At 62.5% G+C, this 22,856-nt stretch carries 19 protein-coding genes and 1 riboswitch; of the genes, 12 read left to right on the top strand and 7 right to left on the bottom strand.

Annotated features, from left to right (window positions below):
- Positions 1-27 precede the first annotated feature (27 nt).
- Together AB5Y68_RS08075 and AB5Y68_RS08070 are read right to left on the bottom strand one after the other, a co-directional pair.
- Complete coding sequence (locus tag AB5Y68_RS08075; RefSeq protein ID WP_039040439.1) at positions 28-882, bottom strand: neutral zinc metallopeptidase; 855 nt, start codon at positions 880-882, stop codon at positions 28-30.
- A gap of 74 nt (positions 883-956) precedes the next feature.
- Positions 957-1,220: a hypothetical protein gene (locus AB5Y68_RS08070; protein WP_039040440.1), complete on the bottom strand. Its 264-nt coding sequence runs from the start codon at positions 1,218-1,220 to the stop codon at positions 957-959.
- A gap of 140 nt (positions 1,221-1,360) precedes the next feature.
- On the opposite strand from AB5Y68_RS08070, the gene AB5Y68_RS08065 reads away from it, so the two are divergent.
- Entirely contained in the window at positions 1,361-1,882 is a 522-nt protein-coding gene (locus AB5Y68_RS08065; RefSeq protein WP_039040441.1) for a GNAT family N-acetyltransferase, read from the top strand.
- A gap of 103 nt (positions 1,883-1,985) precedes the next feature.
- Here the strand turns inward: AB5Y68_RS08065 and AB5Y68_RS08060 are convergent, their stop codons facing one another.
- A complete protein-coding gene (locus AB5Y68_RS08060; RefSeq protein ID WP_010672653.1) occupies positions 1,986-2,162 on the bottom strand; it encodes a hypothetical protein in 177 nt (58 codons plus the stop codon).
- 471 nt (positions 2,163-2,633) lie between these two features.
- Complete coding sequence (locus tag AB5Y68_RS08055) at positions 2,634-3,911, bottom strand: sodium:proton antiporter (RefSeq protein WP_039040442.1); 1,278 nt, start codon at positions 3,909-3,911, stop codon at positions 2,634-2,636.
- A 204-nt stretch (positions 3,912-4,115) separates the two neighbouring features.
- Here AB5Y68_RS08055 and metH point away from each other — a divergent pair, with 204 nt between their 5' ends.
- From metH to rimK, 3 genes are all read left to right on the top strand, one after another.
- Positions 4,116-7,811, top strand: a complete 3,696-nt coding sequence (metH, locus tag AB5Y68_RS08050) for a methionine synthase (RefSeq protein WP_039040443.1) — start codon at positions 4,116-4,118, stop codon at positions 7,809-7,811.
- Between the two features lie 66 nt (positions 7,812-7,877).
- Complete coding sequence (locus AB5Y68_RS08045) at positions 7,878-8,945, top strand: Gfo/Idh/MocA family oxidoreductase (protein WP_039040444.1); 1,068 nt, start codon at positions 7,878-7,880, stop codon at positions 8,943-8,945.
- A 191-nt stretch (positions 8,946-9,136) separates the two neighbouring features.
- The gene (gene rimK / locus AB5Y68_RS08040; protein ID WP_010672657.1) at positions 9,137-10,033 is read left to right on the top strand and encodes a 30S ribosomal protein S6--L-glutamate ligase; all 897 of its coding nucleotides are present in this window, start codon (positions 9,137-9,139) and stop codon (positions 10,031-10,033) included.
- A 154-nt stretch (positions 10,034-10,187) separates the two neighbouring features.
- Here rimK and AB5Y68_RS08035 read toward each other — a convergent pair whose 3' ends face one another.
- Positions 10,188-11,444 carry a HAMP domain-containing sensor histidine kinase gene (locus tag AB5Y68_RS08035; RefSeq protein ID WP_039040445.1) on the bottom strand — a complete coding sequence of 419 codons (1,257 nt, stop codon included), beginning with the start codon at positions 11,442-11,444 and terminating at the stop codon, positions 10,188-10,190.
- Entirely contained in the window at positions 11,441-12,109 is a 669-nt protein-coding gene (locus AB5Y68_RS08030) for a response regulator transcription factor (protein WP_039040446.1), read from the bottom strand. Before AB5Y68_RS08030 ends, AB5Y68_RS08035 begins: the two co-directional genes overlap by 4 nt.
- A 90-nt stretch (positions 12,110-12,199) precedes the next feature.
- Between AB5Y68_RS08030 and AB5Y68_RS08025 the strand changes: the two genes are divergently transcribed.
- The 8 genes from AB5Y68_RS08025 (at position 12,200) to thiH (ending at position 20,329) form a co-directional block, all read left to right on the top strand.
- Positions 12,200-12,628: a hypothetical protein gene (locus AB5Y68_RS08025; protein WP_039040447.1), complete on the top strand. Its 429-nt coding sequence runs from the start codon at positions 12,200-12,202 to the stop codon at positions 12,626-12,628.
- Between the two features lie 78 nt (positions 12,629-12,706).
- Positions 12,707-13,195: a hypothetical protein gene (locus tag AB5Y68_RS08020; protein WP_039040448.1), complete on the top strand. Its 489-nt coding sequence runs from the start codon at positions 12,707-12,709 to the stop codon at positions 13,193-13,195.
- Between the two features lie 62 nt (positions 13,196-13,257).
- Positions 13,258-13,371: riboswitch (TPP riboswitch) on the top strand.
- A 257-nt stretch (positions 13,372-13,628) separates the two neighbouring features.
- Entirely contained in the window at positions 13,629-15,632 is a 2,004-nt protein-coding gene (gene thiC, locus AB5Y68_RS08015) for a phosphomethylpyrimidine synthase ThiC (RefSeq protein WP_039040449.1), read from the top strand.
- Entirely contained in the window at positions 15,629-17,236 is a 1,608-nt protein-coding gene (gene thiE, locus AB5Y68_RS08010) for a thiamine phosphate synthase (RefSeq protein ID WP_039040450.1), read from the top strand. The genes thiC and thiE overlap by 4 nt, the downstream gene beginning before the upstream one ends.
- Positions 17,226-18,005, top strand: coding sequence for a HesA/MoeB/ThiF family protein (locus tag AB5Y68_RS08005; RefSeq protein WP_039040451.1), 780 nt, complete (start codon positions 17,226-17,228; stop codon positions 18,003-18,005). Before thiE ends, AB5Y68_RS08005 begins: the two co-directional genes overlap by 11 nt.
- Positions 18,006-18,007: 2 nt before the next feature.
- Positions 18,008-18,208 (top strand): sulfur carrier protein ThiS, encoded by a 201-nt coding sequence (gene thiS, locus AB5Y68_RS08000; RefSeq protein ID WP_039040452.1) that lies wholly within the window; start codon positions 18,008-18,010, stop codon positions 18,206-18,208.
- Positions 18,209-18,293: 85 nt separating this feature from the next.
- Complete coding sequence (locus tag AB5Y68_RS07995; RefSeq protein ID WP_039040453.1) at positions 18,294-19,061, top strand: thiazole synthase; 768 nt, start codon at positions 18,294-18,296, stop codon at positions 19,059-19,061.
- Positions 19,058-20,329: a 2-iminoacetate synthase ThiH gene (gene thiH / locus AB5Y68_RS07990; protein WP_039040454.1), complete on the top strand. Its 1,272-nt coding sequence runs from the start codon at positions 19,058-19,060 to the stop codon at positions 20,327-20,329. Before AB5Y68_RS07995 ends, thiH begins: the two co-directional genes overlap by 4 nt.
- Before the next feature lie 594 nt (positions 20,330-20,923).
- Here thiH and AB5Y68_RS07985 read toward each other — a convergent pair.
- Complete coding sequence (locus tag AB5Y68_RS07985; protein WP_080770038.1) at positions 20,924-22,630, bottom strand: AIPR family protein; 1,707 nt, start codon at positions 22,628-22,630, stop codon at positions 20,924-20,926.
- Between the last annotated feature and the right edge of the window lie 226 nt (positions 22,631-22,856).

The following is a 22,856-nucleotide window of genomic DNA, read 5'->3' as shown; positions in this document are numbered from 1 at the left end:
GAATCGGCCCCTTTGCGTTTGTCCCCTTCAGCGGGCGGCGAAGGTGTCGCAACTGGCGGGCTTGCCGCTGTCAAAACCGCGTTTGAACCAGGCGAGGCGCTGGGCCGAGGTGCCGTGGGTGAAGCTGTCGGGAACGACCCGGCCCTGACCTTGCTGCTGCAACCTGTCGTCGCCGATGGCCTGGGCGGCGTTGAGCGCCTCTTCCAGATCGCCGCGCTCCAGCACCTGCTCTTTTTCCATGTAGTGGCCCCAGACCCCGGCGAAGCAGTCCGCCTGCAGTTCAAGCTTGACCGACAACCGGTTCTGGGCGACCTGGCTCAGCCCCTGTTGCTGCTGGCGCACCTTGGTGGAGATACCGAGCAGGTTCTGCACGTGGTGGCCCACCTCATGGGCGATCACATAGCCCTGGGCGAAGTCGCCGTCGGCCCCCAGCTTGTCGCGCATGTCCTGATAGAAGGAGAGATCGATGTAGACGGTGCTGTCGGCCGGACAGTAGAAGGGCCCCATCACCGACTGCCCCTGGCCGCAGCCGGTGCGGGTCGCGCCGCGATAGAGCACCAGTCTGGGGGCCTGATAGTGGTTGCCGCTTTGCTGGAACATCTGGCCCCAGGCGTCCTCCGTGGAGGCGAGCATCACCGAGGTGAAGCGGGCGAGGGGATCGTTGGCAGCCTGGGACGAGTTCTGACGCTGGGGCTGGCTCTGCGGGGCCGGATCCTGCAGCAGGGGGCCGAGGTCCACGCCGTAGTACCCCGCCACCATGACCACCACCAGCAGGATCAGGCGCCCCTTGCCGCCGATGGGCAGGCCGCCGCCTCCGTTGCCGCCGCCTTGCTGGCGTCGGTCTTCCACATTGTTGCTCTCACGGCGATCTTGCCAGCGCATATCCCCATACTCCCGTCATTGGTGGTGGCAGTAATGATAATGGCTGGCGCCGGGGCTTGCCTAATCGGCCCGGGTCATTCGGCCCAGGGCATCTCGGGCAGGCTGTCGAGAAACTCGCCGTAACGGACGAGGTTGAAGGGGCCCTGTTCGGCTTCCATGGCCATGAGTTCGGCGCCCAGGGCGCAGGCGATGTATTGCAGCGCCTCTTCCCGCGGAGTGCCCTTCATCACCAGGCGCATCAGGGTGGCTTTCACCTGGAGGGGGTGGCCGTCGGCGAGCTGGTTCTCCACCATCTCCAGTAGTGTCTCTTCATCAAAAAATTCGGGGGTATCGGTCATGGCCGTTCTCCTGCCTGTTCCATGGGGTGGGCAGTATAGCGGGGACGCGGCTCCCGGGGGCGAAAATATCGTCCGGGACTTGCCAAGGGGGCGGGGCGGGAGCAGTCTTGGACACTCTCTCTGCCGAACGAGCCCATGCCATGATCCTCTCCGAGCGCCTGGAACTGCGCGAACTGACCGTTGTCGATGCCCCCTTCATTCTCGAACTGCTCAACGATGGCGATTTTCACCGCTACATCGGCGATCGCGGGGTACGTACCCTGGCGGATGCCGAAAACTACATCCAGCAGGGGCCTGCGGTCAGTTATGCCCGCCACGGTCACGGACTCTATCTGGTGGTGCGGCGGGAAGACGGGGCCAGCCTCGGCATCTGCGGTCTGATCAAGCGCCATACCCTGCCCTGTGAAGACATCGGCTATGCTTTCCTGCCCGCCTGGCGTGGTCAGGGCTATGCCATCGAAGCCGCGCGGGCGGCCATGGCAGATGGCCGCGAACGGCTCGGGATCGAGCGGGTGGTCGCCATCGTCACCCCGGGCAATGAGCGCTCGGTCCGGCTACTCGCCAAGCTGGGGCTGAGTCAGGGCAAACGGGTCAGGTTGGGGGCCGGCGAGGAGGAGTGCCTGCTGCTGGAGGCGCCGGACAAGGAGACTTGCGGAGTCTAGCCACCGCTCTGGGAGCGGGGCCATGCAGACTATGACGTCTGGCAAGGAGGCCGCCGTGAGTTGCGGCCTGTCTGCATCGGGCGCTGCCGGTGGGCAGGCAAAGTCAGTTGAGCTCTTCGATGGAGAACTCGCCGGCGATGCCATCACAGGAGATGGCGAAGCCGCCGCTGAAGCGGGTGCTGAACTGGATCAGGAACGCATCGTCGTCGTGCTCTTGCACGGGCAGGTTGATGGGTTTGCTGCGACGCAGGGGTTTGCGGATCTGTACGTGTTTCATCATGGTATTTCTCTATATAAATTAAGTGTTTGCTCCTTGTATTGGCAAATGTCAGGTCAATGGGCGCGGTCAGCACGATGGCGGACGAGCGCGCAGGAATACCCAGCCCGGTTCAGGGGCGTCTGCACTTTCAAGGAAGGCGCCAAGGACCATGCGGATGCATGATGCTACTTGGGAGTGGGCAGATCGGGTCTGCACCGTGAGAGCCGGGCAACGCAGGCAGACAGCCTGAACGGTTCTCAAGGCGAGTAAATCAGAAGAAGGTTATGCGGGTACTGGCAGGATTCATCGTGAGGTGAAGCATTGCGAACATAATCAGGGCTGATTAACTAGCCGGCGCGCATTCTCTCCTCGAAATGTGTAAAAAGCAAACACTAATTGTGCGTTCACCCAGTCATTCCCTGTTTTTCACGGCCACGGGGGTGACAAAAGGGCTCCCGAGGGAGCCCTTTTCATTGCCGGTCAGGGACGGGCTCAGGCGTCGCCGCAGGCCTTCTTGGCGGCGGTGATCATGGGGGTAATGGTCATGCCCTGTACCACGATGGAGAACATCACCACCGAGTAGGTCATCACCAGGATCACCTGGCGCAGATCGACGTTGTGCTCCGGGATCATCATGACACCGGATGGCAGTGCCAGGGCCATGGCCATGGCCAGACCGCCACGCAGGCCGCCCCAGGTGAGGATGCGCACCGAGAAGGTGTTGTAGCTGCGGAACTTGCGGAACGTCACATAGGGCAGGGAGACGCTGATGAAGCGGGCGGCCAGGCAGAGCGGCACCGCGATGACCAGCAGGATCCAGTCGCGCCAGGCCAGATCCAGCAGCACCAGTGCCAGACCGATCAGCAGGAACAGCAGGGCGTTGAGGAACTGATCCATCAACTCCCAGAAGTGATCCAGGTGGTGCTGGCTCTGCTCGGAGAAGCCGGAATGACGGGTCCAGTTGCCGATCATGATGCCGGTCACCACCATGGCCAGGGCGCCGGAGACGCCGATCATGTTGGCGAAGGCGAAGCCCGCGGTCGGGATGCAGAGGGTCAGCAGCAGCTCCAGGGAGCCGTCGTCGGTGGCGCTGATCATCACGTGGGCGATGAGACCCAGCACGGCCCCGAACAGGATGCCGCCGAGAGCCTCATGCAGGAACAGACCGGCCACGCTGCCGAAGGTGGGCTCCACGCCGCCAAAGGCCACGGCAAACACGGTGGCGAAGATGACCAGACCGACACCGTCGTTGAACAGGGATTCCCCCTCGATCTGGATGGCGATCTGGGGTGGCGCCTTCATCTTCTTGACGATGGCCAGTACGGCGATGGGGTCGGTGGGGGAGATCAGGGCACCGAACAACATGCAGTAGACCAGCGGCACATCCCAGCCCAGCAGCTTGGCGATGAACCAGAAGCCGTAGCCGATGAGGAAGGTGGAGAGCAGGGTGGCGGCTATGGCCAGAATGGTGATTTCCCACTTCTGGCTACGCAACGCCTTGAGGTTGATGCCAAGGCCGCCGGCGAACAGCAGGAAGCCCAGGATCCCCTTCAACAGGAAGTTCTGGAAGTCGATGCTCTCCATGGTCTTGATGGCGAGAGGCTCCAGATTGAACCAACCCAGTTTGCCAAACAGCACCAGCAGCGCGGAGATCAGCATGGAGCCCGCAGTGATGGCGATGGTGGTCTGGATCTTCACAACATACTGGTTGGCAAAGGCGATGAAGATCGCCAACGCTGCCAGGAAGCAGAGTGTGTAGTAGACGCTCATAGTTATTTTTCTCTTTGGTAAACAGCAAGCACGTATCCCTCTTGAGGACGGGCATAGGGTACTCCCGGGTTAGATCATGCTCATTACCCATTTATGGTTATATTTAATCGTTGTCACGGACAGATAGACGGCTAGATTTCCATTTAATTTGATTGCTGCTAGGATGGGCATCACGCAGTTGCATGGATGTAAGGGGTACGAGCGGTGTCGAGCAGAGAGTCGAACAAGAAAGCGGATGTCACAACCAGGCTGGAAGCCTGTCTCAAGGAGCGGATCCTGATCATCGACGGGGCCATGGGCACCATGATCCAGGGTTACAAACTCGGTGAGGCGGACTATCGGGGGGAGCGGTTTGCCGACTGGCATACCGACATCAAGGGCAACAACGACCTGCTGGTGTTGAGCCGTCCCGCCGTCATTCGCGAGATCCACGACCAGTATTGTGCCGCCGGGGCCGACATCCTCGAGACCAACACCTTCAACGCCACCCGCATCGCCATGGCGGACTACGAGATGGAAGCGCTCTCGGCCGAGATAAACCGGGAGGCGGCCCGCCTGGCCCGCGCCGTGGCGGACGAGTGGACCGCCAAAGACCCGGCGAAACCGCGCTTTGTGGCAGGGGTTCTGGGCCCCACGAACCGTACCGCCTCCATCTCGCCGGACGTGAACGACCCGGGCAAGCGCAACGTCACCTATGACGAGCTGGTGGCCGCCTACACCGAATCGACCCACGCCCTCATCGAGGGCGGTGCCGACATCATCCTGATCGAGACCATCTTCGACACCCTCAACGCCAAGGCGGCCGCCTTCGCGGTGGACCTGGTGTTCGAGGAGCTGGGTTACAGCCTGCCGGTGATGATCTCCGGCACCATCACGGACGCCTCCGGTCGTACCCTCTCGGGCCAGACCACCGAGGCCTTCTACCACTCCCTTCGCCACGTCAAACCGGTCTCCTTCGGCCTCAACTGTGCGCTGGGGCCGGACGAGCTGCGCCAGTACGTGGAGGAGCTGTCCCGCATCAGCGAGACCCATGTCAGCGCCCACCCCAATGCCGGTCTGCCCAATGCGTTTGGCGAGTACGATCTGGACGCGGTCGAGATGGCGGAGCATATCCGCGAGTGGGCCCAAAGCGGCTTCCTCAACCTGGTGGGCGGCTGCTGCGGCACCACCCCGACCCACATCCGCGCCATGGCGGACGCCGTGGCGGGCATCAAGCCCCGCGCCCTGCCGGATCTGCCGGTAGCCTGCCGGTTGTCGGGCCTGGAGCCTCTCATCATCACGGCGGACTCCATGTTCGTGAACGTGGGTGAGCGGACCAACGTCACCGGCTCGGCCAAGTTCAAGCGCTTGATAAAAGAGGGGCTCTACGACGAGGCCCTCGATGTCGCCAAGCAGCAGGTGGAAAACGGCGCCCAGATCATCGACATCAACATGGATGAGGGGATGCTGGACGCCGAGGCGGCCATGGTGCGCTTCCTGAACCTCATCGCCGGGGAACCGGACATCGCCCGGGTGCCGGTGATGATCGACTCCTCCAAGTGGGAGGTGCTGGAGGCGGGCCTCAAGTGCGTGCAGGGCAAGCCGGTGGTCAACTCCATCTCCATGAAGGAGGGGGAGGACAAATTCATCGAGCAGGCGAAACTGCTGCGCCGCTACGGCGCCGCCGTCATCGTCATGGCGTTCGACGAGGTGGGCCAGGCCGATACCCGGGCCCGCAAGTTCGAGATCTGCCAGCGCGCCTACCGCATTCTGGTGGACCGCGTCGGCTTCCCGCCGGAAGACATCATCTTCGACCCCAACATCTTCGCGGTGGCGACCGGCATCGACGAGCACAACAACTACGCGGTGGACTTCATCGAGGCGGTGAAGGACATCAAAACGCACCTGCCTCACGCCATGATCTCCGGCGGCGTCTCCAACGTCTCCTTCTCCTTCCGTGGCAACGAGCCGGTGCGCGAAGCCATCCACGCTGTCTTCCTCTACCACGCCATCAGGAACGGCATGGACATGGGGATCGTCAACGCGGGCCAGCTTGCCATCTACGAAGACATCCCGGCCGAGCTCAAAGAGAAGGTCGAGGCGGTGGTGCTGAACCTCAACGACAACGCCACCGAGGCGCTGCTGGCCATCGCAGAGAAGTATCGCGGCGCGGGTGCCCAGGCGGAGGATCCGCGGGATCAGGAGTGGCGCAGCTGGCCGGTGGGCAAGCGGCTCGAACACGCCCTGGTCAAGGGGATCACTGATTTCATCGAGGAGGATACCGAGGAGGCGCGCGCCCAGGCCGAGAAGCCGCTGCACGTCATCGAGGGGCCGCTGATGGACGGCATGAATGTGGTGGGCGATCTGTTCGGCGCCGGCAAGATGTTCCTGCCCCAGGTGGTGAAGTCGGCCCGGGTGATGAAGCGGGCGGTGGCCTACCTGCAACCCTACATCGAGGCGGAGAAGTCCGGCGGCTCCAGCAACGGCAAAATCGTGCTGGCCACCGTCAAGGGCGACGTGCACGACATCGGCAAGAACATCGTCGGGGTGGTGCTCCAGTGCAACAACTTCGAGATCGTGGATCTCGGGGTCATGGTCTCCTGCGAGACCATCCTCAAGACGGCCCGGGAAGTGAACGCCGACATCATCGGCCTGTCGGGCCTCATCACTCCGTCCCTGGACGAGATGGTGCACGTAGCAAAGGAGATGGAGCGTCAGGGGTTCAAGCTGCCGCTGCTCATCGGCGGTGCCACCACTTCCAAGGCCCACACCGCGGTGAAGATAGAGCAGAACTACTCCGAGCCCGTGGTCTATGTCTCCAACGCCTCCCGCGCCGTGGGGGTGGCCCAGAGCCTGCTGAGCCCGGAGCTCAAGCCCGCCTTCGTCGCCCGCATCGACAAGGAGTACGAGATTGCCCGGGATCAGCATGCCCGCAAGCAGCCGCGCTCCAAGCCGGTTTCCCTGGCCCATGCCCGCGCCAACCGCCATCAGCTGGACTGGGTGGGCTATGAGCCGCCCAAGCCCCGGGAGCCCGGCGTGCAGACCTTCGAAAACGTGCCCATTTCAGTGCTGCGCCCCTACATCGACTGGACGCCGTTTTTCCTGAGCTGGGAGCTGGCGGGCAAGTTCCCCCGCATTCTGGAGGATGAAGTCGTGGGGGAGGAAGCGACGCGCCTCTACGCCGACGCCAACGCCATGCTGGACCAGCTGGAAAAAGATCGGAGCGTGCGCTGCGCCGGCATCGTCGGCCTGTTCCCCGCCAACGCCGTGGGGGACAGCATCGAGGTCTACACCGACGAGTCCCGCACCCAGGTGCGCAAGGTGCTGCACCACCTGCGCCAGCAAAGCGAGAAGCAGGGCTTCCCCAACTACTGTCTGGCGGACTATGTGGCGCCGAAAGAGAGCGGCAAGCCCGACTGGATCGGCGCCTTCGCGGTGACCGGCGGCATCGGCGAGGAGGCCATCGCCAAGGCCTACAAGGCGGACCACGACGACTACAACGCCATTCTCATCCAGGCGGTGTGCGATCGCCTCGCCGAGGCCTTTGCCGAATACCTCCACGAGCAGGTGCGCAAAGTGCACTGGGGCTATGCCCCGGACGAGGCGCTCAGCAACGAAGAGCTTATCCGCGAAAATTACCAGGGGATACGTCCGGCTCCGGGCTACCCGGCCTGCCCGGAGCACACCGAGAAGGGGAGCATCTGGGAGCTGCTGGGGGTGGAGCAGGCCATCGGTATGCAGCTCACCGAGTCCTACGCCATGTGGCCGGGGGCGGCGGTATCCGGCTGGTACTTCTCCCACCCTGAGAGCAAGTATTTCGCCGTGGCCCAGATCCAGCACGATCAGGTGGAAGACTACGCCCAGCGCAAAGGGATGACCCTGGCAGAGGCCGAACGCTGGCTGGGGCCCAACCTGCATTGATCCCCGTCTGCCCCGCCTCACGCGGTGCGGGGCAGGCGCCGGGTACGCACCCATATCGAGGTTACCATGAAGATTGGATTTGTCGGTCTGGGGGCCGTGGTGCAGACAGCCTATCTGCCTGCACTCGCCGCACTGGCGGAAAATACCGAGATATGGGGTTTTGATCCCGCCATCACCCTGCCCGGCGTCATGTCCGCCTCGACCCTGGAAGCCCTGCTGGCCGAACCCCTGGATCGGCTGGTGATCGCCACGCCTTCCCTGCTGCATCTGCCCGTGTTGGAGCAGGCACTGGCCAGCGCCATTCCCCTCATCCTGGTGGAGAAACCCGTGGTGGCCACCCTGGCCCAGCACGATCGTCTGCACGCCCTGCTGGCGGACCCCGAGGTCGCAGCCAGGGTGCTGGCACTGGATCACTGGATGGCCCGCAATGCCGTCCAGCAGTTGCTGCTGAGCGGCAAACTGGATGAAGGCTGGCAGCCTCGGGAACCAGAGGGCGCCGGGGTCGGGCTGGCCACCCTCGCCGATATCAGCGCGGTGGAGGGCTTTTTGCTGGAACCCTGCGGCCTGGACGAGGCGGGGCATCCCTATGCCCTCAACTTCGCCACCGGGGAGCCGGATCGGCGGGTCCTGCGCCATCCAGACGGGGTGATCCTCGACATCGGCACCCATCTGCTGGCGATGATCCGGGAGCTGCTGGTGGCCCTGGGTGGGGACGACCGCCTGCACCTGATCGCGGAGGGTGTCTGCGACCGGCTGGGGCAGCCCATCCGGCGCGGGGATCTGGAGACCGCCGAGGGGCGGGCCTGCCTGCGCGGCGAGGCGGCAGGGGTGCCCCTGACCCTCTGGCTCGACAAGTATGCCGGTCCCAGGGTGGAGAAGAAGGGGCTTTGCCTGCACTTCAAGGACGGGCGGCGCATCGAGCTGCTTCGCTGCGGCAACCTGGAGTGGCTGCACCATCACGACGTCGACGGGATGCGGGGCTGGCAACATGAAGGGCCCCTCTATCGCCACTGCATCGCCCAGACCCTGCTGGCCCCCGTGCCTTTGGGAGGCTGGGCCGGCACCACGGCGCGCCGTTTGCAGGAGGTCGCCCTGCTGCTTGAGTTGCAGCAAGGGCTGCGCGGCCCCCATTGACGTCGCTGGCGCCATCCGGCATGAGGGCTGGTGGCTGGCGCCGTCTTGCAGAACGGTCCGTTCTTGAGTGCGGCACTCTCGGTTTTTGCCTGTTCTTGCAGAACCACGCATGGTGAGGGGAAAGGATTGGCGTTGCCAGTCGTTCATGGCACCTTATACTCTCCAGTCCGATTATCAGGTCTGCCATTTCCATGAATATTGCCATTTTATCCCGTGAGCCCAACAACTACTCCACCCGCCGTCTGGTCGAGGTGGCCCGGGCCCGTGGGCATCAGGTCGAGGTGCTCGACACCCTGCGCTGCTACATGAACATCGCCTCCCACAGCCCCTCCATCCATTACGAAGGACGGGAGCTGGAGAGCTATGACGCCGTGATCCCGCGCATCGGTGCCAGCATCACCTTCTATGGCACCGCCGTGCTGCGCCAGTTCGAGATGATGAGCACCATGGCTCTCAACAGCTCGGTGGCCATCTCCCGCTCCCGGGACAAGCTGCGCGCCATGCAGCTGCTCTCCCGTCACGGCATCGGCCTGCCAGTGACCGGCTATGCCCACAGCACCCACGACGTACCGGATCTCATCACCATGGTGGGGGGCGCCCCCCTGGTGGTGAAGCTGCTGGAGGGCACCCAGGGGATTGGCGTGGTGCTGTGCGAAACCCAGAAGGCCGCGGAGAGCGTCATCGAGGCCTTTATCCAGACCAACAACAACATCCTGGTGCAGGAGTACATCCGCGAGGCCAACGGCGCCGATATCCGCTGCCTGGTGGTCAACGGCAAGGTGGTGGCCGCCATGCGCCGCCAGGCCCAGCCGGGGGAGTTTCGCTCCAACCTGCACCGGGGCGGCACCGCCGAAGCCATCAAGATCACGCCGGAAGAGCGTGCCACCGCCGTGCAGGCCGCCAAGATCATGGGGCTGGACGTGGCCGGGGTGGACATCCTGCGTAGCGCCCGCGGCCCGCTGGTGCTGGAAGTGAACTCCTCCCCCGGTCTGCAGGGGGTGGAAGCCGCCTCCGGCAAGGACGTGGCGGGCAAGATCATCGAGTTCCTCGAGCTCAAGGCGAGCCGCAAGCACAAGCCGGCGGAATGAGCCCCAAACGAGTGTCATACAGGTAAACACAGGGCGCCCTCGGGCGCCTTGTTGCTATCTGGAGGGTGGGCTGGAAGGCAGCGGGCTTGCCGGGAACTGTCTCCCTTCTCCCACTGTGTTGAACAGCCGGGCAGAAGGGCCGGGAATGAGGGGGCTATGCCGCCCCGGGGGCGCCGGGGATCATCACCAGCCGGGCGCTGAAGACCCCCTCCACCAGGTGGGTCTCAATTTGCCAGCCCAGCTTCTCGCAGATGCGCTGGATGATGGTGAGGCCGCAGCCGTAGCCGAGGATCTGATCCGGCGCGGCGGCGGTGGGGTTGCTGATGGTGAGCACCTGCTCGTGCAGGGTGATCTCGATGTGCCCCTCGGCGTAGCTCAGGGCGTTTTTCAAGAGGTTGCCGAGGGCGATGGCGAGCAGGGAGAGGGGGGCCTGCACCTCGCTCTCCTCGTCCAGTTGCAGGCGAATGTCCAGCGTCTCCCGTTGCAGCAGGGGGGCGAGGCGGGTCAGCTCCCGGCGAATGAGCGGCGCCACCTGCTGGGGCGGGCGCTCCACGGCCTCCTTGCGTCCCAGCAGCAGGAAGGTTTCGGTGAGCAGGGCCATCTCGTCGGCGGCGGCGCGGATGCGGCTGACGGCGCGGGCTGCCGGGGCGGGCAGGTCATTCACCTTGCCGAGCAGGGCCGCGGATCCCTGGATCACCATGTTGGGGGTGCGCAGCTCGTGGCTGGCAAAGCGGCTGAACTCCTGTTCACGGGCAAACACGGCGGCTACCTCGTGCTTGCCCGCCAGCAGCGCCTGCTCTATCTCTCGCAGCTCCTGCCAGGGGGCATCGGGCACGAAGTCCCCCTGATCCGGGGTCAGGTGGGCGACCCGCTGGCGCAGCCGCTCCAGCGGCCTGGTGATGTGACGCACCAGCCAGATGCCGAAGGCGAGGCTCCCCAGCAGCAGAGCCAGGCCGATGAGGCGGGTCACCAGATGCAGCTTGGCTTCGTAAGGGTCCAGGTAGTCGTCCGCATCGTCGTTGAACACCAGATAGAGCAGCCCCTGACCCGAGGGGTGGGCGCGTACCAGGAAGTGCTTGTCCTCCCGGCCCAGCTGATGCTCGAAGAAGCCTGGGCTCTGGTAGGCCTTGAGCCAGGCGGGCAGGCGGCCCGCCTCTGTCCAGTAGCTGGAGAACTGGCGCGGGCTGGGGGCGGGGGCCGCCATTCCGAGGCGCAACCAGTCGTCGTCATAGCGGGTTGCCTCCGCCTCCAGCCAGTGGCGCAGGCTCAGCTCCTCCATCTTGTTCTCGGCCACCACCATCAGCAGGCTCAGGATCACCAGCAGCAGCAGACCGGCCCCTCCCAGCGCCAGCACCAGGCGCCGGCGCAGGCTCGGCAGGCCGGGGGCAAGGGGCTGCGTCGGGTTCGTCATGGGGTCACCAGCCGGTAGCCCTGGCCGTGCAGGGTCTCCAGCATGGGGGTGGGGAAGGGCTTGTCGAGGACATTGCGCAGGGCATAGATGTGGCTGCGCAGGGCGTCGGAGTCGGGCTCCTCGTCGCCCCAGACGGTGTCGAGCACCTCCTGGCGCGTCACCAGTTGGGGGGCGCGCTTCACCAGCAGGGTGAGGATCTGGAACGGGATCTTGCCGAGTTTGAGCTCGACCCCGGCGCGGGTGGCGCGGCCGCTGGCGGGATCCACCGTCAGATCGCCAAAGCAGAGCACGCCCATGTCCCCTCTGGGGCCACGCAGGCTGAGGGCCTCCAGGCGCACCTCCAGCTCCTCCATGGCGAACGGCTTGACCAGATAGTCGTCGCCCCCCGCCCGAAAGCCTGCCAGCTTGTCCTCCAGGCTGTCACGGGCGGTGAGAAAGAGCACCGGGGTCGCGATGCCGTCCGCACGCAGCCGCTCCACGGTACGCAGGCCGTCGAGGCGCGGCATCATGACGTCCATGATGATGACGTCGAAGCGCTCCTGGGCCAGCAGTTGCAGGGCCGCCTGGCCGTGATAGGCGCAATCTACCCTGTGCCCGGCCAGCGCCAGATAGTCCATGATGGTCTCCGCCACCTGGGGACTGTCTTCCACCACCAGTATTTTCATGCTCTGATCTCCTGGTCTGCGCCGCTATTTCACGGCCATTTCACACCGGATGGGTCATCCTGTGTGCCAGTGTAACCCCGAGGATCCCCGATGAAGAAGTCTCTCCGCGCCTTCTGGTTATTGATTCTATTGCCTTTTGGTCTGGTGCAGGCGGCCGAGTTCAAGCTCACGGGCCGCACCACCTGGCAGCTTGGCCAGTTGATGGTCAATGGCATTCCCTTCGTGATCGATGAGCGCACCCGCTTCAAGGATGGCCTGGATGAGGACGATCTCGGCGGGACCTGGGTCGATCTGGAAGGGGTCGTGCAGGAGACGGCGGCAGGGGCGCGGCGGCTCGTTCGCGAGGTGGAGGCGCTGGAAGAGGAGGACGAGATGGAACTGGAAGGGCCGGTGGAAGGGGGGCGGATCTGGGGCTATGTCACCTCGGATGGGAGCCTCTCCCCGTTCGAGGGACGCTGGCTGGAGCTGGAGTGCAAGTTTGACGGCATGCGCCTGAGCCAGTGCCGGGAGGATGACTGACCGGTCAGGGCGGACCGGGAAAAATTGCCCGTCCGGGGCCATAGTTAAACCTCACCCCGTGACCCCGGACCGCCTGCCATGACCCGAACCGCACTCTGCCTGCTGCTGTTGCCCTTCTGCACCCTTGCCGACGACGCCGAGCTCTGGCTGGTGGAGCTGGAGCACAACGACGGGGTGCGCCTGCAATTCCAGGGGGCTGAGCTGGAGCTCGGCAGTGCCGAACTGCACGGCGTGGCGCAGCCGGACGGGCTCGTGCCCGGCATGCACCTCGCGATCCAGAGCCGCTACGGCGTCGCCGAGACGATCCGGGTGCTCGACGGGGCGCCGGATCCGGCGCTCGGGGCCAGTTGGCGGCGGGCGGAGGATCGACTGCTCACTCATAATCAGCAGGCATTGCTGCTACAGGATCTCGGCGTGCTGGTGTTTGATGCTGACACTCGCTGGATCAACGGCAGCGCCGCCGATTTGCAACCGGGTCGCCGCCTGGTGCTGAGCCGGGATGAAGAGGGCCGCCTCACCGACATCCTCATTCCTGACCCCGAGGATCCTCTCGACGCCGAAGAGTGAGACCTCTCTCCCTTTCCCCTTGTTAATGGCTTGTACTTTAAATTTCCCCACTTATACTGGCGCACATCTTGTCGGAGTGCTGACCGTCGAACGACGCTAAGCTGAGACCGTTAATTCGGGATCCGTGGAACCTGATCAGGTTAAGACCTGCGAAGGGAAACAAGGGTAACTTGCGGGTTACCGCGCCGGGGAAGGCACACCTTCCCGCCAGCTGGAGGCAGACCGCCTCTGGCTGGCACAGGCGCACAGGGGGAGGTTGTCCCGCCGGGCCGTCAGGCCTGCGGATCTGCCACACAGGGCAGAGGGACGGCAGAGCAGTGAAGATCCATGCCCGGCTCACTCCCCCGAGCACACCCCGCCGCAAGTTCATCTTCTCCTCGAACTCCAGACAAGCAAACACCCATAACTTCAACCAGTTAATGTGAGTTTTGCTATGTCTACCAATGTATCTGATACCACCAAATCCAGCCGCCGCGAGCAGCGCTCCAGCGCCCAGACCTTTATCGACAACCTCAAGGGGATGGCTCACCCCAACTCCCGCCGCATCTTTATCCAGGGTTCTCGCCCTGACATCCGGGTGCCTTTGCGGGAAATCCAGCTGGCCGACACCTTCGTCGGCGGCACCAAGGAGGCTCCCCAGTTCGAGCCCAACGAGCCGGTGCCGGTTTACGATACCTCGGGCCCCTATGGGGAAGAGGCCGCCCCCATCGACGTGCGCCGTGGTCTGCCGCGCCTGCGCGAAGCCTGGGTGCTGGAGCGTGCTGACACCGACGCGCTGGACGGGCTGAGCTCCACCTTCACTCAGGAGCGCCTGGCGGACGAGGGGCTGGATCACCTGCGTTTCGAACATCTGCACTCTTCGCAACATAAGGCCCGCCGTGCCAAGCCGGGCCGCCGGGTGACCCAGCTGCACTATGCCCGCCAAGGCATCGTCACCCCCGAGATGGAATTTATCGCCATCCGCGAGAACATGGGCCGCGAGCGAGTGCGCTCCGAGCTCCTGCGCACCCAGCACCCGGGTCAGGGCTTTGGCGCCAGACTGCCCCAGAACATCACCCCCGAGTTCGTGCGCGATGAGGTGGCCGCCGGTCGCGCCATCATCCCCAGCAACATCAACCACCCGGAAGCGGAGCCCATGATCATCGGCCGCAACTTCCTGGTGAAGATCAACGCCAACATCGGCAACTCGGCGGTCACTTCCAGCATCGAAGAGGAAGTGGAGAAGCTGGTGTGGTCCACCCGCTGGGGCGCCGACACCGTGATGGATCTCTCCACCGGCCGCTACATCCACGAGACCCGCGAGTGGATCCTGCGCAACAGCCCGGTGCCCATCGGTACCGTGCCCATCTATCAGGCGCTGGAGAAGACCAACGGCATCGCTGAAGACCTCACCTGGGAGCTGTTCCGCGACACCCTGCTGGAGCAGGCCGAGCAGGGGGTGGACTACTTCACCATCCACGCAGGCGTCTTGCTGCGCTTCGTGCCCATGACCGCCAAGCGCCTCACCGGCATCGTTTCGCGCGGTGGCAGTATCATGGCCAAGTGGTGCCTGTCGCACCACAAGGAGAACTTCCTCTACGAGCACTTCCGCGAGATCTGCGAGATCTGCGCCGCCTACGACGTGAGCTTGTCGCTGGGTGACGGTCTGCGTCCGGGCTCCGTCTATGACGCCAACGACGAGGCCCAGTTCGCCGAGCTGCGCACCCTGGGCGAGCTCACCAAGATTGCCTGGGAGTACGACGTGCAGGTGATGATCGAGGGCCCCGGCCACGTACCCATGCACATGATCGAGCGCAACATGACCGAGCAGCTGGAGCACTGCCACGAGGCGCCGTTCTATACCCTGGGCCCGCTCACCACCGACATTGCCCCGGGGTACGATCACTTCACCTCCGGCATCGGCGCCGCGCTCATCGGCTGGTACGGCTGCGCCATGCTCTGCTACGTGACCCCCAAGGAGCACCTGGGCTTGCCCAACAAGGAGGACGTGAAGCAGGGGCTGATTACCTACAAGATCGCCGCCCACGCCGCTGACCTTGCCAAAGGCCACCCGGGCGCCCAGATCCGCGACAACGCCATGTCCAAGGCGCGCTTCGAGTTCCGCTGGGAGGATCAGTTCAACCTGGCCCTGGATCCCGACACCGCCCGCGCCTACCACGACGAGACCCTGCCTCAGGAGTCCGGCAAGGTGGCCCACTTCTGCTCCATGTGCGGGCCCAAGTTCTGCTCCATGAAGATCACCCAGGACGTGCGCGACTATGCGGCGAAACTGGAAGCCGTAGAGATAAAGCTGGTCGGCATGGACGGTCAGCAGGAGCGGGTGGTGGCCGAGGTCGAGAGCGGCATGGCCCGCATGGCTGAAACCTTCAAGGAGACCGGCGGCGAGATCTACCATCAGGCGGCGACCCTGAAGCAGGCCGCAGGGGAGGAGGCGTGAGCAGCGAGCGCGGGGCTGTCAGCCCCGCCGACCTGTCCGCCGTGACGCAGGCCCGCCCCGTGGTCTGGACCATCGCCGGGTCCGACTCCGGCGGCGGGGCCGGCATTCAGGCCGACTTGCACACGATGCATGACCTCGGCGTGCACGGCTGCTCCGTCATCTCCGCCATCACGGCCCAGAACTCGGTGGCGGTGAAGATGGTCGACCCCGTGCTGATGCAGACCTTCGCCGCCCAGATCGATGCCCTGGGGCTGGATCTGCCACCCGCTGCCATCAAGATAGGCCTGCTGCCGACCCGGCTGCACGTGGAGGTGCTGGCACGCAGGTTGTCGACCGTCGAGGCTCCCTTCGTGGTCTACGACCCGGTGGCCATCGCCAGCACCGGCACCCCCATGGCGGAGCCCGGCATGCTGGTGGCGGTGCGCGAGCACCTGCTGCCACGTCTGTCGCTCATCACCCCCAACGGTCCCGAGCTGGAAGCCCTGACCGGCCTGCCCGCCACCAGTCCCGAGCTGGTGCGCCTCGCCGCCCGGCGGCTGTGCGAACTCGGCGCCCGCGCCGTGCTGGTCAAGGGGGGCCACCTTGAATGGGGCGGGGATCTCTGCCTCGACTACTACCAGGACGAGAGCCGCGAATTCTGGCTCGCCGCGCCGCGCCTCGATACCCGCCACGGTCACGGCACCGGTTGCGCTTACGCCAGCGCCATCGCAGCCGTGGTGGCGCAGGACTATCCGGTGGAGGACGCCATCACCCTGGCGCGGGCCTACCTGCAACAGGGCTTGGCGGCGGCGCAAGGAGTGGGCGCAGGTCCGGGGCCCATCGCCCATCTGGGCTGGCCCGCCGACCTTGCCCACTTCCCCCGCGCCGTGCTGGCAGGCTCACCGCTCGATCGCCATTTCGGCCTGTATGAGACAAGCAGCGCCCGTCTGCCGGATGGCCCCTTTGCGCCGACCGAACACAACCTCGGCCTCTATCCGGTGGTGGACTCGGTCAAGTGGCTCAAACGCCTGCTGGGGGCCGGGGTCAAGACCATCCAGCTGCGGATCAAGAATCTGCCCGCCACAGAGGTGGCGCCGGCCATTCGTGATGCGGTCGCGCTCGGTCGACGCCATGGGGCGCGGCTCTTTATCAACGACCATTGGCAGCAGGCCATCGAGGCGGGTGCCTGGGGCGTGCATCTGGGGCAGGAGGATATGGAGACCGCCGATCTCGCCGCCATTCAGGCGGCCGGGCTGCGCCTTGGCATCTCCACCCACGGCTACTTCGAGCTGATGCGGGCCCGCGAGCTTGCCCCCTCCTATATCGCGCTGGGCCATATCTTCCCGACCAACACCAAGGCGATGCCTTCGCGCCCCCAGGGGCTGGCGCGGCTGCACCACTACCGCGCCCTGATGGCGCAGTGGCCCACGGTGGCCATCGGTGGCATCAGCGAGGAGCGGGTGGCGGCGGTCAAGGCAAGCGGGGTCGGCAGCATTGCGCTGGTCTCGGCCATCACGGCGAGCGATGACTGGCAGGGGGCGACCGAGCGGCTGCTCGCTGCCGTGGGGGCGGGGGATGAGCCGTGCTCGGCCAGCGTGATACGGGAGGCAGAACATGCGCTCTGATGCCGCTTCTCTTAGTGACAAAGAGTACCTGAGATACGGCCGCCAGCTGATGCTGGCGGAAGTGGGGGAGGCGGGTCAGGCGCGGCTCAAGGATAAATCCGTGCTGATCGTCGGTCTCGGCGGGCTTGGCTCGCCGCTGGCCCTCTATCTGGCCGGTGCCGGGGTAGGCACCTTGTGGCTCGCCGATGGTGACACGGTGGATTCCAGCAACCTGCCGCGCCAGATCCTGTTCGATAGCGAGGCGGTCAACCACTCCAAGGCCGAACTGGCCCGCGAGCGCCTTAGCCAACACAACCCGCTGGTGGAGCTGATTGCCATCAACCAGCGGCTCGATGCCGCCAGCCTGCCGGCGTTTGTGGCCGAGGTGGATCTGGTGATCGACTGCTGCGACAACCTCGCCACCCGCCAGGTCATCAACGCCGCCTGCGTGGCTCAGGGCAAGCCCTGGGTCTGTGCCGCCGCAGTGGGTTGGCAGGGGCAGCTGATGGCGCGCACCAGCAGCGATCACGCCTGCTACGCCTGCCTCTATCCGCTGGATACCGAGATCAGGGAAAGCTGCGAGACCAGCGGCGTCACCGGCCCGCTGGTGGGGGTGATGGGCTCTTTGCAGGCGCTGGAGGCACTGAAACTGCTGCTCGGGATGCCGAGCACGGTGGCGGGCACATTGCGCCGTTTTGATGCCCTGACCCATCAGTGGCAGACCCTCACGCTGGCTCCCGACCCCGATTGCCCGGTTTGCGGCAGCACCCACCCGGCCCTGGAGAATTAACCATGAAGATCCGATTGAACGATATCGAGCTGACGCTGCCCACCGGCCAGCGCCTGACTGAGCTGCTGGCGGTGCAGGAGATTCCTCCTCAGGGGGTAGCGGTGGCCCTCAACGGCGCCGTGCTGCCCCGTGGCCGCTGGGCCGAGACCCGTCTCAATGACGGGGATGAACTTCACCTCTTCACCGCCATCGCGGGAGGCTGACCCATGATGCTCGCAGTCCCATCTTCGAGCGCCCTGCCTTGCGGCGGGGCCTCATCTCTTCTTATCGCAGTGGCCGGAGGCTGACATGCTCAAGATTGCCGATCACACCTTCTCTTCGCGCCTCTTCACCGGCACCGGCAAGTTTGCCCGCCCGGAACTGATGGCCGCCGCCATCGAGGCAAGTGGCTCCCAGCTGGTGACCATGGCCATCAAGCGCCTCGAACCGGGCAAGACCCACGACGATATCCTCACGCCTCTTCGACAACTCGGGGTCAAGCTGCTGCCCAACACCTCCGGCGCCAAGACCGCCGCCGAGGCGGTATTTGCCGCCCACCTGGCCCGCGAGGCGCTGGGGACTAACTGGCTCAAGCTCGAGATCCACCCCGATCCCCGCTACCTGCTGCCCGACCCCATCGAGACGCTCAAAGCCGCGGAGCAACTGGTGAAAGAGGGCTTTGTGGTGCTGCCCTACTGCGGTGCCGACCCCGTGCTCTGCAAGCGGCTCGAAGAGGCGGGCTGCGCCGCCGTGATGCCGCTGGGCGCCCCCATCGGCTCCAATCAGGGGCTGGTGACCCGGGAGTTTCTCTCCATCATCGTCGAGCAGGCCAATGTGCCCGTGGTGGTGGATGCGGGCATCGGTGCACCGAGCCATGCGGCGGCCGCCTTTGAGCTCGGCGCCGATGCCGTGCTGGTCAACACCGCCATCGCGGTGAGCGGCGACCCGATCGCCATGGGCCGCGCCTTTGCGCTGGCCTGCACTGCCGGGCGCAGTGCCTATAAGGCAGGCCTCGGCGCCCGCGCCCTGCAGGCCCAAGCCTCCAGCCCGCTTACCGATTTTCTGGGGGCGTTATGAGTCAGCATGCCAATGACCCCACCCCGACCCTCCCCTTGCCAGGGGAGGGAGTGTCGACTCCGCCCTCTTGTGAAGTAGGAGAGCGGGGGGGCGGATTAACACCTCCCCCTTGTGAAGGGGGAGGCCGGGAGGGGGTTGAGAGAAAGTCGGAGAGTTTTCTCGATAGATGGCGGGAGCTGGAGTGGGACGATATCGGCATGCAGATCCGCGCCAAGACCGCCGCCGATGTAGAGCGGGCGCTGACTACCTCCCGCCGCACCCTGGCGGACTTTATGGCGCTGATCTCCCCGGCCGCCGAGGCGTTTTTGCCGCAGATGGCGGCCGAGGCCGAGCGGCTGACGCGCCAGCGCTTTGGCAACACCATCGGCTTCTATGTGCCCCTCTATCTGTCGAACCTGTGCGCCAACGACTGCACCTACTGCGGCTTCTCCATGAGCAACCGCTTGAAGCGCAAGACCTTGAATAGCGAGGAGATTGAGCGCGAGTGTCTGGCCATCAAGGCGCGCGGTTTTGACAGCGTCCTCCTGGTGACCGGCGAGCACGAGCACAAGGTGGGGCTCGCCTATTTTCGGCAGGTGTTGCCCATCATCCGCCGTCACTTCAGCACGGTGGGGATGGAGGTGCAGCCCCTCTCTCAGGACGAATACGCCGAGCTGAAAACCCTCGGCCTCGATTCGGTCATGGTCTATCAGGAGACCTACCACGCCCCCACCTATGCCCGCCATCACCTGCGCGGCAACAAGCAGGACATCGCATGGCGCCTCGCCACGCCGGATCGGCTCGGCCGTGCCGGTATCGACAAGATCGGGCTGGGGGCGCTCATCGGTCTCTCTGCGGACTGGCGTGCCGACAGCTACTTTGTCGCCGAGCATCTGAGCTGGCTTGAGCGCCACCACTGGCAGAGCCGCTACTCCCTCTCCTTCCCGCGCCTGCGCCCCTGCACCGGGGGGTTGGAGCCTGCCGTGGTCATGTCGGATCGCCAATTGGCCCAGCTTATCTGCGCCTGGCGCCTCTTCTCGCCCACGCTGGACTTGTCCCTCTCCACCCGCGAGTCGGCTACGTTTCGCAACGGCGCGGTGCGCCTTGGCATTACCCAGATGTCGGCCGAGTCGCGCACCCAGCCGGGGGGCTATGCCGAGGGGGATAAAGAGGAGCTGGAGCAGTTCGCCATCCACGACGACCGCCCGGTGGGGGAAGTGGCCGCCGCCGTGCGGCAGGCAGGGTTGCAGCCGGTGTTCAAGGATTGGGAGCCCTTCTTGGGCCGATAGGGGCGGCCACGCCCCTCTTTGCCGGTGGCATCCAGGTGTTCAGCCAGACTCCGTGCCTGTGGCAAGCAGGCACGGCTGCGCCGTGCAATCGTAGGGTCGATTAGCCGGTAGGCGTAATCGTCCGCTTTGCATTTTTTGGGGATGGTAGACGGCTCGGCTTCGCCGTGCAGGACGCGAGGCCGCTGGCCTCGAAGGGGTTTCGCCCGCCCTTCGGGCTTGGGCGAGTAACTTTTCTTTGCGTGGCCAAAGAAAAGTCACCAAAAGAAAGGCCACCCCCGCCAATCCGACCGCTACGCGGTTTCCCTCGGATAAGGTGCAAGGTCGGACGGACCGCCGCAGATGGCACATCCCTGTGCCAGCTGCGTCTGCGCCATCATCCCTGATGGCGCTCCTGACCTTGCCCCTTCCCCTCGGCGGATTGGAGGGGGAACCAAAACCGTGCCCACCATAACCTCAGGGTAATCGTAGGGTGCAAAAAGCGGAGTACATTTCACTGCCAATACATGGCTTATTTATGATAATCGGTGCAATTCACATTACTTATTGACCCCTACTACAATGACTACACAGCTGATGAATTATGTGAGTTATACATTATTTATATTGGACTGTTGTTTGAGAGTTCTTATACAGGTCTTCACATTTTGTAGTGTTTTGGAACAAGGTTCTAAGATAGCTATTTGGATAGTTTCTTTCACAGTGTGAGTATATTCCTTCGGAGATGGAGATTGCATAGTCCCTCAGCAGGCTGTTATCCCACTCAATAATTTCAGAATTTATTTTGTCCCCAGCCTTATAAGCCTCAAGAATAAGTTGAGATACAAGGACTGAACCATTGGAGTAGATCTGAGACTTTCTACCTATATTTTGATCTAAAGGAAGTGATAGATTCAGATCTTTTAATATGCTACTGGTTTGTCTCTTGAAGTTAATTGCGTTAACTACTCTGTAGCCGGAAATAGAGCTATTGAAAAGAGACTTGTATGGAGAGCGATCTAAGATATAAAATCTACCAACCTCTTTTCTGAATATTGCAGCATAGTTTGATTGCAGTGAGAGAATTGTGAGGGCTTCTATGGCCTCATCTAAATCAAAGCTCTTTTCATTGCTAATGAAGGAGTCATCTCTTTTTATTTGATACTCATACCCCAAGAGAGACATTTGTTTTTGTAAGCTTTCTTGCACAGGATCTTGTGCTATGAAATCTTTAGACAAGATAGTATTTTGAGTGTTGTTGGTTCTAGTTATATCCTTTTTTATTGATCCCTCCTGACCCGCCAATGAAATTATTCTCACAGGTACTTCCAGTTTAGAAAGATCAACTCCTTTCTTTGCAAGTCGGCCCAATACACTAACTGTTTGAGCTCCATTGACGACACTTGCATTAGTTGCGGAAAAATAGCCAAAATCTCTGTTGTCGCGATTCTCTGTACTCTTTTCTACAGTTTCAGCTAATATTGTGACTCCGTTATTGAAGTACCAAAAGTGCTCGGGGTTGAGCTCTGCTGTTTGTGCTATGTTTTGATTTACTTCTGTGTCGCCCAGCATTTTTCTAATGTTGTCTTGCAAGAGATTATCTTCATGGTCCTCCCACCACTCACCTATTTTAGAGCCATAGATACGACCATAGAATGCTTTAAAAGGTGTTTCAACTTTTCCCCATTCCTTTAGATGAAATGTTAAGTTCACCGATCTTGTACGCTCATTTTTTGACAAGCTTTCAAAAATGACATCTTTTGACAACTTATGGATCTTAAATACTGGGGTGTCATCACTTGCATCTTCACCGTTAAGTCCTTGAAGAAGAGATGAGAGTATTTCAGAACCATGTTTTGCTAACTCGCTTTTCCCTGTATATATTAGAACTATATCGCATTTTGTTCCGAATTGACTGATAGCGGAAATCTCATCTTTCTTTTCTCTGACTTTGCTATTGAACTTATCAAGTTTACCATCCAATAGATCATGGATACCATCACGAAATGCTCGAAGCTCATCGGCAGAAGGCTCTGATGAACCATCTTTTATATATTTGGATTGGACTATAGTTAGTCTCTTTGTTGATTTATTAAAAAATATTGCATCAAGACCATTATCATCACCGCCATCGGTAACAGCCTTACCTGCTTCAGAAATACTTGCTCCACCGATGTTATGGATAGCAAATGCAGCCAAGCATCGCGATATTAGTTTATCTTCAAAACCTTTATCCTTGGTTTGATTTAAATCCGAGATGTCAATGCTAGAGGCGAAAACGTCTTTTACCTTCCCAGTTATTTGCTGGACAATAAATTTACTCATAATAACCTACCAATATGTTGATTTTTATTAGTCACACAAGCAGTAAAATGTTAATTAAATCAAAGGCTAATATACCATGAAGGGGGCTCTATATGAGGCTTCGTGTGTGAAAGTGTGATACACCGCAACCTTATTTTCACTTGAGAGAATGTTGTTATTAATGCTGTGCAACAATGGAGCTGGGGAGGGGGCTTGACTGCAAAAAGACATTAAATTTCTCAAAAAT

It is taken from the genome of Aeromonas sp. R6-1 (genome assembly GCF_040908165.1).
GTDB classification, from domain to species: Bacteria; Pseudomonadota; Gammaproteobacteria; order Enterobacterales; family Aeromonadaceae; genus Aeromonas; species Aeromonas caviae.
This window is presented reverse-complemented; position numbering and strand designations above follow the sequence as displayed.